This window comes from Vibrio splendidus (genome assembly GCF_001557875.1).
GTDB classification, from domain to species: Bacteria; Pseudomonadota; Gammaproteobacteria; order Enterobacterales; family Vibrionaceae; genus Vibrio; species Vibrio splendidus_F.
The window spans coordinates 1032462-1045504 of sequence record NZ_LNRF01000001.1; the positions used below are offsets into that span (position 1 = coordinate 1032462).

At 43.9% G+C, this 13043-nt stretch carries 11 protein-coding genes; 8 read left to right on the forward strand and 3 right to left on the reverse strand.

Features of this window, described 5'->3' with window-relative positions; translation table 11 throughout:
* Positions 1-7: 7 nt before the first annotated feature.
* Genes ATB74_RS04370 through ATB74_RS04385 form a run of 4 tightly spaced genes read left to right on the forward strand, consistent with a single transcriptional unit; the run spans position 8 to position 3527 of the window.
* Positions 8-820, forward strand: a complete 813-nt coding sequence (locus ATB74_RS04370) for an ABC transporter permease (protein ID WP_061017731.1) — start codon at positions 8-10, stop codon at positions 818-820.
* 2 nt (positions 821-822) lie between these two features.
* Positions 823-1611, forward strand: coding sequence for an ABC transporter permease (locus tag ATB74_RS04375; protein ID WP_061016797.1), 789 nt, complete (start codon positions 823-825; stop codon positions 1609-1611).
* 13 nt (positions 1612-1624) lie between these two features.
* Positions 1625-2707 carry an ABC transporter ATP-binding protein gene (locus ATB74_RS04380; RefSeq protein ID WP_061016799.1) on the forward strand — a complete coding sequence of 361 codons (1083 nt, stop codon included), beginning with the start codon at positions 1625-1627 and terminating at the stop codon, positions 2705-2707.
* 4 nt (positions 2708-2711) lie between these two features.
* Positions 2712-3527 (forward strand): phosphodiesterase, encoded by an 816-nt coding sequence (locus tag ATB74_RS04385; protein WP_061016801.1) that lies wholly within the window; start codon positions 2712-2714, stop codon positions 3525-3527.
* Between the two features lie 154 nt (positions 3528-3681).
* Here the strand turns inward: ATB74_RS04385 and ATB74_RS04390 are convergent, their stop codons facing one another.
* Together ATB74_RS04390 and clcA are read right to left on the reverse strand one after the other, a co-directional pair.
* Complete coding sequence (locus ATB74_RS04390) at positions 3682-4629, reverse strand: TDT family transporter (RefSeq protein ID WP_061017733.1); 948 nt, start codon at positions 4627-4629, stop codon at positions 3682-3684.
* A 239-nt stretch (positions 4630-4868) separates the two neighbouring features.
* Positions 4869-6275, reverse strand: a complete 1407-nt coding sequence (clcA, locus tag ATB74_RS04395; protein ID WP_060981214.1) for a H(+)/Cl(-) exchange transporter ClcA — start codon at positions 6273-6275, stop codon at positions 4869-4871.
* A gap of 541 nt (positions 6276-6816) precedes the next feature.
* On the opposite strand from clcA, the gene ATB74_RS04400 reads away from it, so the two are divergent.
* The 3 genes from ATB74_RS04400 (at position 6817) to ATB74_RS04410 (ending at position 10026) form a co-directional block, all read left to right on the forward strand.
* Positions 6817-7800 carry a CobW family GTP-binding protein gene (locus tag ATB74_RS04400; protein WP_061016803.1) on the forward strand — a complete coding sequence of 328 codons (984 nt, stop codon included), beginning with the start codon at positions 6817-6819 and terminating at the stop codon, positions 7798-7800.
* 182 nt (positions 7801-7982) lie between these two features.
* The gene (locus tag ATB74_RS04405; protein ID WP_019821956.1) at positions 7983-9269 is read left to right on the forward strand and encodes a DEAD/DEAH box helicase; all 1287 of its coding nucleotides are present in this window, start codon (positions 7983-7985) and stop codon (positions 9267-9269) included.
* 136 nt (positions 9270-9405) lie between these two features.
* Positions 9406-10026, forward strand: a complete 621-nt coding sequence (locus ATB74_RS04410) for a LysE family translocator (RefSeq protein ID WP_019821954.1) — start codon at positions 9406-9408, stop codon at positions 10024-10026.
* 255 nt (positions 10027-10281) lie between these two features.
* On the opposite strand, the gene ATB74_RS04415 is transcribed toward ATB74_RS04410, so the two are convergent.
* Entirely contained in the window at positions 10282-12309 is a 2028-nt protein-coding gene (locus tag ATB74_RS04415; protein ID WP_061016805.1) for a PhoX family protein, read from the reverse strand.
* Positions 12310-12563: 254 nt separating this feature from the next.
* Here ATB74_RS04415 and ATB74_RS04420 point away from each other — a divergent pair, with 254 nt between their 5' ends.
* Positions 12564-12905 (forward strand): YggL family protein, encoded by a 342-nt coding sequence (locus tag ATB74_RS04420; protein WP_048606344.1) that lies wholly within the window; start codon positions 12564-12566, stop codon positions 12903-12905.
* Positions 12906-13043 lie beyond the last annotated feature (138 nt).

The following is a 13043-nucleotide window of genomic DNA, read 5'->3' on the forward strand; positions in this document are numbered from 1 at the left end:
TATCTCTATGAAAAATGATCGTATTTCCTTATTTCTGATTTTGCCAGCCATCACCGTGAGCTGTGCATTTTTTCTATTGCCAGTCGTGCAGTTAATCAAGGTTTCGCTAATGGATGGCGGCGCTATAAGTTACTGGCATATTTTAACTAGACCTATCTATTTAAAAAGTTTGATTTCGACAGTTGGACTGTCTGTTTTAGTAACACTGGTTAGTTTAGCGATAGCGACTATCTCAGGGTTGTTTTTGACTCGTTATGACTTTAAAGGTAAGCAGGTCTTGGTCGCTATGCTGAGCTTCCCACTGGCTTTTCCAGGTGTTGTTATTGGTTTTTTTGTCATCATGCTTTCAGGGCGGCAGGGGCTTTTCGCTCAGCTTGGATTGATGTTGACGGGCGAGCGTTGGATGTTTGCTTATACGATGGCTGGGCTGTTTTTGGGTTATCTATATTTTTCTATTCCACGGGTTGTATTGACCGTAATGGGAACGGCGGAAAAGCTTGATCATAATTTACTTGAAGCCGGTCGATCCCTGGGTGCAAATCGTTGGCAGATCTTTAAAGATGTGACACTTCCGGCGTTAACCCCGGGCCTAATTTCTTCGGGTTCGATTTGTTTTGCTACATCTATGGGCGCATTTGGTACCGCGTTTACGTTGGCGACCAATATCAACGTTCTTCCTATGACGATATATACCGAATTTACGCTCAACGCTAATTTCGCAATGGCAGCTGCACTGAGTTTGATTCTCGGCCTAGTGACGTGGTTTTGTTTGGCGTTGGCTAAGCGTCATGGCAACGCATCTGCAGCGATGGGGGGATAATAATGAAAAAAGACAAATACTTTTACATGCAGCTGTTTTTCACATTGACGGTATGTGCATTCTTGATTGTGCCGGTGTTTATGTCGGTAGTCGCTGGTCTTACAAATAACTATTTTGTCGGTGTTAAAAGTGGGTTTACATTTCGTTGGGTTGAACAAGTATGGGCACTGTATTCAGATACGATTTGGTTAACCCTACAAATAGCCATTGCAACCACGTTAATCAACGTTGTCATAGGCGTACCTTGTGCTTACGTACTTGCGAAGAGTAAAAGTCGATGGGCTTCTATTTTTGATGAGCTGCTTACACTGCCCATTGCAATTCCGGGGATGGCAATTTCGCTAGGTTTGATTCTGGCGTATGGAGGATTCACTGACTTCCGTTCAAGTTGGATGTTTATCCTCGTTGGTCATGTGATTTTCACACTGCCTTTCATGGTTAAGTCTGTCCTGTCAATTTTGCAGAGTATTAACTTCCGCGTTCTTGAGGAAGGCGCTGCAAGTCTTGGAGCAACTTTTTGGCAGCGATTTTTTGATGTGATTGTTCCCAACTGCAAGGCTGGCATTGTTGCAGGCATGTTGATGACACTCACTTTGTCTATTGGCGAGTTTAACCTGACATGGATGCTACACACGCCATTGACGAAAACGCTGCCCGTTGGACTTGCTGATTCATATGCTTCTATGCGACTTGAAATAAGTTCAGCGTACACACTTATTTTCCTTTGTTTAATTCTCCCTCTATTGGTCTTGGCTCAAGCGTTGAACAAGAAACCAGTGACAAATAATTAAGATCAAAATCAATATGTTAGAACAACAAAATGGCGTGGAAATTTCGCTAAATAATATTACGAAGACATTCCCAGATGGAACTTTGGCGTTAAAGCCGACAAATCTCAAAATTGAGGCGGGTGAAATCTTAGTTTTGCTTGGTCCGTCAGGGTGCGGCAAAACAACTACATTGCGTATGATTGCAGGCCTAGAGTTTGCTGATGAAAATGGCGGCACGATTGTGTTTGGTGAGCATGATGTTACTTGCTTGCCTATCGAACAGCGTAAAGTTGGGATGGTGTTTCAGTCTTATGCTCTATTCCCTAATATGAATGTTAGCGAAAACATTGCTTATGGGCTTAAGGTTCGTGGAGTCGCTCCGTCTGAGATAACCAGAAAGCTAAAAGAGATGCTTAGCATGTTCGACTTAGAAAAATATGCGAGTCGAAATATCCATCAACTTTCTGGAGGACAGCGTCAGCGTGTTGCTTTAGCACGAGCAATAATCACTGAACCCGATGTTCTTTTACTTGATGAACCGTTATCTGCATTAGATGCTCTGTTGAAACAAAGGTTACGTGGTGATATCCGAAATCTCTTAAAAAAACTCGGCATTACAGCGGTATATGTCACTCATGATCAAGAAGAGGCAATGGCTATGGGGGATCGCATTGCGGTTTTAGACCATGGAGAAATTGCGCAAATTGGTTCAGCAAAAGATATCTATTTAAAGCCAGTTAACAACTTTGTTGCCGATTTCATTGGTCAAATGAACCGACTTGAAGGGAGTGTGGATGACGGACAACTGATGTTGGATACAGGCAAACAGATTACTTTGTCTGATCAAGTTCTCTCACAGGTATCTACTAATAAAGATATCAGTGTAATGCTAAGACCTGAAGATATTGTGTTAACGCAAGTAACTAATGAAAACAGCGCACTATCTGCAACCGTTATTAGCACTGTATTTCTTGGCGACCGTACGCGCGTAACGTTGTCGGGCTTACAGAAAAACAGAACTCTGATGGTTGATTGTTTTGCTCGAGTTGATTATCAAATTGGTCAAGTTGTCGCTATCTCGTTCGCCCCCGAGCGGCTAATTCCTTTAAAGAAGTAATACTATGTTAATTGCACAGCTGACAGACCTGCACATCAAGCAGGGGGGCAAGCCGGCCTATAAGAAAGTTGATACGTTAAAATGTTTATATGATGCTGTAAATCATATTAACGACTTAAGCCCGAGACCTGATTGTGTCGTGGTTACTGGTGATTTAGGTGACTTTGGTTTGCTCGAAGAGTATCGACTGATTAACGAAGCTCTAGAGAAATTCGAAATGCCGTTATATGTCATTCCTGGTAACCATGATGATAGGCATAATCTGCGTCAAGGGTTGTCGAATCTTGTTTCGTTTGATCATGATGAATATTGTAATTTTGTCGAAGATAGCCATGACAAGGTACTTGTTGGATTAGATTCTTCAGTTCTTGGTAAACCCTATGGATATTTAACTGCGGATACTTTGGAATGGCTTAGTTTGGTCTTAAAGCAATATCGAGATAGGCCAATAATGTTGTTCATCCATCACCCTCCGATGGCCGTAGGCTTGAATCATATGGATGTGCAGAACTTGCAGAATTCTGATGAATTTTACGAAGTCATTAAGCCTTTTAGCAATATTCTGGGTATTTGTGCTGGCCACCTACATCGACCAATTACGGCAGTTTGGAATTCAATTCCAGTTTGGGTAGGGCCTTCTCATAGTCATTCAGTCACATTAGATCTAAACCCAAAGGCAAATTCGTCTTTTTCATTAGAACCTAAAGCGATACAGCTTCTGAGAATAGCTGAGAGTTCCGTGGTTTCTCATATCAGCTATATAGAAGATAGTGATGGCCCTTATCCATTCTTTGACGAATACGGTGCTTTGATCGATTAAACATTACGGTCGAAAGTTGATTTAGCGAGAACTAATAACGCCATTTGTTACAAGTAACAAATGGCGTTATTTTTGGAGCTTGGAGCTTGGAGCTTGGAGTTAGAAGATAAGTCTTGCTTGCACAGATAAACAACAGCGTTTTATTAAGTAAACGCTAAGAACGTTTCACCTTCTTGGACATGTAGTCGGAATCAAAAAACTCAGGCCAGTACATTTTCACGTAACCACCTGCAACCCAAATTACTAGGATGGTGGCGATGGTTAGCTCAAAGAACCCGAACTTGTGCAGCCAATACCATTGTGGGTATTCCGCGCCGAAAAACGTGGTTAATCGATGCATGGCAATAGCGCTGATCACGGATGGGAAGGTGACGGCAGCAATTGAAGGTTGGAACTTCAGACGCATTAGACGGATATAACACAAGTAGATTAGCAGTGTCATGGTGATAGCAATGCCAGCCAATGCGCCTGTCAGAATCGGGTCTGGGTTGTCGAAGTTAACCAAGTAAGCGGCTAAAGATAAGTTAACCGGAGCCGCCATTATAGCGAGTGTTGGTCTTGCTCTGCGAGGAAGATTACCTTCGAACACCAAGCGGTACAACACTACTGGCAGCATAAGGAAATAGATACCAATACAAGTGGCCGCAAGTGTTTCTGAAAAGACGGTGTGCCCGAACTGTGTACCTGCTAAAGAACTGCTGATCAAACCCACTGGATACAGAAACCAACTCGGTACAATGTTCGACATTTTGAAGTTGATGATCTGAAAGCTAAAGAACAACACCATCATGGTAAAGTGCAGTAATAGCGCACAGAACCAAACTGGGTAGGCGATGACTGGCGATATCTCGGCTAAGTAGTCGCACAGAATCAGAAGTGCCATGCTCATTGGTGCCATTAAGCTACCCACTAATGGGTGGCGAATGTCATTAAGGAAGGTATTAAAGCTCGTTAGATAACGGAGTAAAACAGGCAGCAATAATAGCGCGCCGAATGAAGCGAGGTAGGGGCGAATGATCTCACCAATACCCGGGATATATAATGCCCAAGCTTGTCCTAACCCAATAACGCCAAGTGCTAAAGACGCCTGAGATGGCGGCACATTTTTTACTTGGGTCAATCTTCTCCAGTTCAACGACTTACTCCGACTTAGTTAATTACAGAATATTGCATTTTTTGTTTTAGTTAGAGTGTGTAGGTCACCCATCAATAGATTTTGAGGGCACTCAACTAATTTTGAGTGGATGATACCAAGTTTAACGTTTGCTTTTTTGATTTTGATACAGAATCGGGAGATTAAGCACGTTGAATGTGTGCTTTTGTTTCATGAGTCATTTGTAATTAACGCACTTCCTCTTGCTGAGGGAGGTCTTGTTGTCTTAGCTTCTCATTTTTCAGCGTACGGTTGAGTAATTGGCTGTAAATTGGCTGCCCACCAAACATTTGAGCAATGATTACAGCACCTAAGCAGGTGATGATCAACGGCAGGATGAGGTAGTAGTTATTGGTCATTTCAATAACCAACAGAATACCAGTGATAGGTGCTCGCACGGTGGCGGCAAATAACGCGCCCATACCAGCAATCGCAAACATGCCCGGCTCAATATTCAGTTCAGGAAAGAATGCCGCAGCGATAAGCCCAAATGCATAACCAAAGAGTGTTCCTAGCGCAAGCATTGGTGCAAAGATACCGCCTGGTGCACCTGAGCCAAAACAAAGCAGGGTAGTGATCACTCGGCCTAAGAAGATTAATAGCAATACGTTGGTACTGTAGCTGCCATTAGTGATATTCGGGATGATACCAATACCACCACCAGTTAATTCGGGTATATAGAGCAGCAACAAGCCAAAGCAACCGCCAAGTAGGGTACCTGTCATCAAGTAGCGTTTACGGTCATTCTTGTGTATCGCTACAAACAGGTCTTGTGAAAGCGTAATCAGTTTATTGAAAATCACACCAAATAGGCCGAACAAAACACCTAACAACAAGAACAACCACAATGCATCCAGTTCAGGCGGTTGGTATTGAGGCATTGTGATAACGGCAGATTGGCCATTGATAGAACGAAACACAATGTTGGCTGAAATCGCTGAGATGATGACGGCTTTGATCGATATGAGTGAGTAGCGAAACTGTGGTCTCATCTCTTCGACTACAAACATGATGCCAGCCAGTGGTGCGTTGAATGCGGCGGCTAACCCACCGGCAGCACCTGACGCTAACAGCGAGTGACGAGTGTCATCATCTTTGACTCGAAAGATATCTGTGACCATACGACCAATACTGCCACCCATTTGAACTGTTGGTCCTTCACGGCCTAACACCATTCCAGAACCTAATGCGCCCATGCCGCCAAAGAATTTTACGGGTAATACTCTCCACCACCGAACAGGGCGCATGCCGTCCATCGCGCCTTCAATTTCAGGGATGCCCGAGCCAGCAGCCTCTGGAGCAAAGCGGTGTACGAGGAAATAACCGATAAAGGCAAATGCAGCACTAATAAGGAAAGCAGCAAGCCAAAGTGGTAAATGGCTACCGATTTCATCTTTCAGCCAATCGGTTCGAGTTTCTGTGATGAAATGAACCGCAACTTCGAAATAAGTGCCAACAACGCCAGCAAGTACGCCAACAATGCAAGAAAGAAAGAGAACGGAAGCGGGGGTCTTATCTCTTGAGAGAAATTGATTAATAGCATCCCTTGGCATTTTGGCTAATAAGGATTGCTTAATTTTCTCTCTTCTGGTCATTGAGATAAGGCTCCTGAATGGGTTAAGGTGGGGTTGTCATAAATTATACGCGTCCTCTGCATATCCTATAGCAACAAAGATGAAAAGTTGAATTTCATTTATGGAATGTACGTGTTACATAAATGGAATCTATGGGCAATTGTGGAATCGCCGTCACAATTTTGATCGATTCTCTGGTGGTGGCTTGAATATCCCCAAAAATGAACCATAGTTAAATCGTAAAGCAACATAACGAACCGCAAGGAGAAGTGAGGTTTTACACACAATTTGGATGGATTCAGAAACAAAGTTTTAGTTCCTCGTTAAATGTTCAGGTCGATATTTAAGGCTTCCTGATTCGCGAACTCACGATTGAGTAACGAGGGTGAGGCGTACTGAGTAAGTACGCCTTTAGTCCGTCTGGAGCATTCATTTTTCATCGTTACCCCCTTTCTAGTGACACTCATACAACTTCTGGCTTAAATCATTCTCCGTATAAACAAGCGATTGGGGTCAATTTCTCCGTGATTGTGTATATACTCCTTAAAAAAGGAGAACTGATATGACCAAAAAAGTTCCTACAAACATCATTACGGGTTTCTTGGGTGTTGGTAAAACGACAGCCATCTTGAACCTGCTAAAAAACAAACCTGAAAATGAAAACTGGGCTGTTCTGGTTAATGAGTTCGGGGAAATCGGCATTGACGGCGCATTGATGACAGACCAAGGTGCTTTGATTAAAGAAGTTCCGGGTGGCTGCATGTGTTGTACTGCGGGTGTGCCTATGTCGGTAGGTATTAATGCCTTACTTCGCCAAAAGCCAGATCGTTTATTGATTGAGCCAACAGGTCTTGGTCACCCTAAACAAGTGATTGCAACACTGACTTCTGAGCAGTACACGCCGTATGTTGATCTAAAAGCGACACTAGGTTTGGTTGACCCACGCAATTTATCCAATGAAAAATACACGTCTAATCAGAATTTCAATGATCAACTAGACAGTGCAGATGTGATTCTTGGTACTAAGGTTGACCTTGTTCATTCTGAAGATATCGATGTGTTTAATGATTGGGTGACGGATCAAACGCCAGCCAAAGTGTTCCATAAGCTAATTCATGATGGTGAAGTGCCATTAGAAGTGTTGGACATTGAAAGAGTATACGGCAGTGCTTCATCTCATATTGAAGCTCACCACCACGATCACGCTGAACAAGAGCCTCAATTCCAACTTCCTCCCGGTGAAGCCTTTATCCGAAAAGAGAATAAAGGTCAGGGCTACTTTAGTTGCGGTTGGCTGTTTGGCGCAGAACATAAATTTGACTTCGATGCGCTATTCTCAATGTTGTCGGATCTAACGGCTGAACGTGTAAAAGCCGTGGTGAATACCGACCAAGGTTGCTACGCATTTAATGTGGCGAATCAAGTTGTGTCTGTGAACGAAATTTCGCTTGATGGTTTTGAATCTCGACTGGAAGTGATCGACTCGCAGCTCATGCCATGGGGCGATCTCGAGCAGATTCTTCTCAAGCTGTCTGGTATCAAATAGCGCTATTTTTGCTGTTTGAACTAAGGATCTCGGTGTTTACTTCGTTTAAGGAGGGGTAAACACCAGATTAAATGAGAAAGTTTGCGTTATATCACGATAAATGTGAGATAAATCACTCTAATTACTTTATAGTGCTCGGCTGAAATAAGAATGTAGGCTGTCTGCTTAAGGAACCCGTAACAATGTCATTTTCCTCTCAAGGTTTTGCTCCTGAATTAGTCAAAGCGTTGACTGAGTGTGGTTATGAAAAACTCACTCCAATTCAACAAAAAGCGATTCCAATGGCTCGTAAAGGCCATGATATTTTTGCTACTGCTCAAACCGGTACGGGTAAAACAGCGGCATTTTCATTGCCTGTTATCCAACACCTTTTGAACAGCGGTAAAAAGGCGTCTAGAGGAACGGCTCGCGGCCTTATTCTTGCTCCAACTCGAGAGCTTGCTGCGCAGATCGCTCAAAACATTAAAGACTATGTTAAATACACGGATCTAAGCGTTTCTGCGGTTTACGGTGGTAACAAGATGTCTTCACAAGTTCGTCAATTAGAACTGGGTGTTGATATTTTGGTTGCGACTCCAGGCCGTTTAGAAGAGCACTTAGAAGCGGGTAACGTGTCTATCGCAAACCTAGAATTTCTAGTATTTGATGAAGCTGACCGTATCCTTGATATGGGCTTTATCAATGCAGTTCGCAAGATCATGTTGGATGTAGAAACATCACCGCAAATCATGATGTTCTCTGCGACAACATCGACTCAGTTAAACCAACTGTCTGTTGATATTCTGCGTAAACCAAAACGTATCAGTGTTGAGCGCGAAAACTCAACGGCTGCTACTGTCGGTCACGTGGTTTACCCAGTCGATCAAGAACGTAAAACTGAACTGCTTTCTGAGCTTATTGGCCGTAAAAACTGGCGCCAAGTGCTTGTGTTCGTGAACTACAAAGAAACAGCGAACGATGTGGTTAAAGAGCTTAAGCTAGACGGCATTAAAGCAGTACTGTGCCACGGTGATAAAGCGCAAAGTGCTCGTCGTCGTGCGTTGGATGACTTCAAAGAAGGCAGAGCTCGTGTAATGGTAGCAACAGACGTTGCGGCTCGTGGTCTTGATATCGAAGACTTACCACATGTAATTAACTACGACATGCCTTTCCTAGCGGAAGATTACGTTCACCGTATTGGCCGTACAGGTCGTGCTGGTAAACAAGGTCACGCAATCTCTTTCGTTAATCGCGAAGAAGAGCTGACTGTTGTTCAAGTTGAAAAATTGATTCAACAGCGTATTCGCCGTGTTGAACAACCGGGTTATGAACCGAAGAAACGTGATGCTTACATCGAGAAGCTGAACACTAAATCGGCTTACAAAAACCGCCAGGGTCGTAAGAACAACGCGAACGAAGAGCCACAAGATCAAGCAAGCGCTGAACGTCGTTTGACTATGATGAAGCGAATTAAAAACCGTCGTAAGTAAAATTACGGTTGGTACTGAAAAAGAGCCACTGTATTGTGGCTCTTTTTCGTTGTGTCGCTAAATATAAGGTCGCTCCTTACAAAGACAACTCAACAAGCTGAATACTCAAATAACAATAAGTCGATAAGGTAATAATATGGATAGCGCGCTACTTTGGGCTTTTATTCCCACGTTTTTCTTTGTTTCAATCACGCCCGGTATGTGTATGACTTTGGCGTTGACGCTAGGAATGAGTGTTGGATACAAGCGTACATTATGGATGATGATCGGTGAACTGGCTGGTGTCGCTGTGGTTTCTATTGCCGCGGTATTGGGTATCGCATCTATCATGCTGAACTACCCATGGCTGTTTACAGGCTTCAAGTTTGTGGGCGCAGGGTACTTGTTCTACTTGGGTGTACAGATGTGGCGTTCAAGAGGAAAACTGGCGATCAGTACTGATAATCAAACAACCAAAGTCAGCAATGATTGGGACTTGGTGGTTCAAGGCTTTGTTACTGCGATTGCAAACCCGAAAGGCTGGGCGTTTATGATTTCTCTGCTGCCTCCTTTTATCAACAGCAGTAAAGATTTAGCGCCTCAGTTGATGATTCTGGTTTCTATTATCTTAGCTTCTGAATTTGTTTGCATGACTCTGTACGCGACAGGTGGAAAGAGCTTAAAACATATGCTGGGCAAAGCCGATAACGTTAAGTTGATGAACCGTATTGCAGGTACGTTGATGATGGGCGTTGGTGTTTGGTTGTTCGTGAGTTAACTGTGATTAACGATAACGGGTATAGAGATCCCCGACTCAGTCGTTCCTCCTTCTCGAGGATGACGAGAGCTTGGGATAACGAGCTCTTGGTATGACGATGAGCTTGAAGGCTCGGATTCTTACTTAAACCGAAGAATGCATAGAATATAAAAAGAGCGATAGGGCATTTGGCCTTATCGCTCTTTTTGATTTTACTTAGCTAGCGAACAGAAACTAGATAACAGTAAGATTGCTGATCTTAGCTATATTTGTGTATTAAACTGCGATTTCACCGCCGTCTTCACGACGAATCACGACCGTAGATGCTCTTGGGCGAACGTTGCCCTGAGTCTGAGCCGTTGCATCTTCAGACGATGGCCAGTTTGCTGGGTGTTGAATGTTCACGAACAGTGATTTGAAATCAGGACTAATGGTAAAGCCAGTTACTTCACACCCGTTTGGACCAACAAAGAAGCGTTTAAGCTGTGCTTGGTTATTTGCATCAATCACCGCGCTGTTGCCGTTGTCATCCGTTAACTGAGATGGAACTACTGCCAGCATTTGGTCATTGGTGTAGCCAGTTACTTCGTCTGCGCCGTTATCCGTCTGAATCCACAAGATACCACGAGCATCAAACGCTAAGCCGTCAGGGCTCGCGAATTGGTTCATGTCTGTTAGTCCTGAGCGGTTGATAGATTTATCTTCCACTGCTGGAGAGCCAAATACGAAGATATCCCAATCGAACTCGCCTGCTGTTTTGCCTTCATCCCAACGGATAACATGACCGAACTTGTTGTCTACGCGAGGATTCGCAGAGTTCGCTTCTTTACGCTTGTTGTTATTAGTTAGCGTTAGGTAAGCCGTACCTGTCATTGGGTCAACAGAGCACCATTCAGGGCGATCCATTGGCGTTGCGCCTACAAGGTCGGCTGCACCTGCGGTATTAACGATAAGTGCTGCTTGAGAGTCAAACGTATCACCTAGCTTGCCACCGTTTGTGGTTTTGCTGCTCAGTGTTAATGGTAACCATGTACCTGAACCGTCATCATTGAACTTAGCTACATACAGCGTGCCTTTGTCCATGTACTTGTCACCCGCACTTAGGCGATTGCTTGGATCTGCGTCACGTGGGTCCCATTTCTCTTCAGAAACGAATTTGTACAGGTATTCAAAGCGAGAATCGTGACCAGAGTAGAATACGATTGGCTCGCCTTCGGTCAACTTACCAAAAGTACAGCCTTCATGGCGGAAACAACCCAATGCAGAGCGTTTCTTGGCGCGAGAGTTTGCTGTGTATGGGTCGATTTCAACAATGTAGCCGTGACCATGTGCTTCGTTACGATAATCGTCCATCGCTGACTCACCTGTTGGTGTTACGTCAAAGCGTGCAAATTCGTCTAAGCGTTCTTGTTTGTTACCTGAAAGCGTGTCCCAACCGTAACGTGTTTTATCTGTCGCGATACCGATACGCTCTTGAGCTGGTGTAGTTGTACCTTTATTGACGAAGTAACCCGGCCAGTTCTCTTCACAAGTTAGGTAAGTGCCCCAAGGTGTGTAGCCGTTGCCGCAGTTATTTAATGTGCCACGAGCTTGGCTGCCGTCTTGCGAGAATTTGGTTTTGGTAAATTCACTGTGAGCGACAGGGCCAGACAGATCCATTACTGTCGCGCCCGTGTAGCGGCGGTTCAGAGGATCGTTATCGACCATCACCCATTGGTTGCCATCAAGTTTTACACGAACCACACTGACGCCGTGAGCGTTGATCTCTTTGCGAACTTCATCAATGCTAGGGCGGTTGCCTTCATCGTATGTAGGGCCATTAGCGTGGAGTGCTTTTTGGTCGATGTATTCGTGGTTGATCACCAACAAGCCGTCATTGCTGTTGCCATCAAGCGGGAAGAAGTGCATACCGTCGTGGTGCATGCCCAGTGAGTTTGCTTGATCTTGTGCGTTGTTGGTGCCGTCTTTTAACCAAGCCTTGCCTTGCTTGTTAAGTGGCGTACCCCAAGGAACCAATACTTGTGCGGTGTAGCCTTTTGGCACAACGACACTGTCTGTCAATGAGCCTTTAACCGATTCGAATGCAAGTGTTGCGGTGCTTTTCTGTGCGCCTGTTGCTTGCATTGTCGAAGCGTTAGCTGTGCTGTGGCCCGCTAAACCAAACGCGCCAAACGCCGTCATTGCACTGATGCCAAGACCGCCTTTCAATACATTTCTTCTTGAAAGTTTTGCATCTAGAACTTCTTCGAAGGGCTTGTTATTACTCTTGTTAAAACGAGTGCTATCAAATGTTTCCTTGCTCATCGCGACTGCTTCCTATTAGCTGATTTTATTATTCGTTATTCATGACTAACCCAGTTACTAACTAATTGGTTAACAAGTTGGGTAAATGTGTGACCAATCGTGAAGCAGTTAAGTGACAGATTTTTATAGTTTTCATTAAGCTTTTGTTTCTGTAGCACGATTTTTGCCATTAACACCCTCGTGCAATACAAAACTCTTGGGGATTGATGTGGAACTGTGTATAAATGCTTTATCAAACGAAAAGAGAGACAGTTATGAAATTAGATAAAATCGAAAACAAAAATCGCCGCCTACGCAAAAAGTTATACCTAGGTGAATTCGCGATTCTGGGTTTTGAAGTAAGCTGCAAGACTTCGATTGCTGATTTTGACCAATACGATGTGTTCATTGATGAGTTCATTGATTTCATCGACAGCATCGGCTTATGCTTTGGTGGCGGCGGCCTTGAGCTGTTTGAAGGTTTCTTATGCTCAATTGAGCGCTACCGTTCAGTAACAGAAGCAGAACAACTGCAAGTTGCTCAATGGCTTGAAGCTCGTGCTGAAGTAAGCAAAGTGGAAGTTAGCGAACTGATTGACGCAAACTACGCGTTTTAATTTGATGTTGTGTTGTTAGCTTAATTTGAAGGCCAAATACGGCTTAGGAAAGAGCAACAACAGGACGCCAGAATAAAGGCCGAATCGGTAAGTCGATTCGGCTTTTTTGCGTTTAATTCGCTCTACTTCTATTTATTA

Coding starts and splice junctions, on each gene's coding strand:
- ATB74_RS04370 (WP_061017731.1), top strand. CDS start 8: ATGAAAAATGATCGTATTTCCTTATTTCTGATTTTGCCAGCCATCACC.
- ATB74_RS04375 (WP_061016797.1), top strand. CDS start 823: ATGAAAAAAGACAAATACTTTTACATGCAGCTGTTTTTCACATTGACG.
- ATB74_RS04380 (WP_061016799.1), top strand. CDS start 1,625: ATGTTAGAACAACAAAATGGCGTGGAAATTTCGCTAAATAATATTACG.
- ATB74_RS04385 (WP_061016801.1), top strand. CDS start 2,712: ATGTTAATTGCACAGCTGACAGACCTGCACATCAAGCAGGGGGGCAAG.
- clcA (WP_060981214.1), bottom strand. CDS start 6,275: ATGACCAGAAGAGAGAAAATTAAGCAATCCTTATTAGCCAAAATGCCA.
- ATB74_RS04400 (WP_061016803.1), top strand. CDS start 6,817: ATGACCAAAAAAGTTCCTACAAACATCATTACGGGTTTCTTGGGTGTT.
- ATB74_RS04405 (WP_019821956.1), top strand. CDS start 7,983: ATGTCATTTTCCTCTCAAGGTTTTGCTCCTGAATTAGTCAAAGCGTTG.
- ATB74_RS04410 (WP_019821954.1), top strand. CDS start 9,406: ATGGATAGCGCGCTACTTTGGGCTTTTATTCCCACGTTTTTCTTTGTT.
- ATB74_RS04415 (WP_061016805.1), bottom strand. CDS start 12,309: ATGAGCAAGGAAACATTTGATAGCACTCGTTTTAACAAGAGTAATAAC.
- ATB74_RS04420 (WP_048606344.1), top strand. CDS start 12,564: ATGAAATTAGATAAAATCGAAAACAAAAATCGCCGCCTACGCAAAAAG.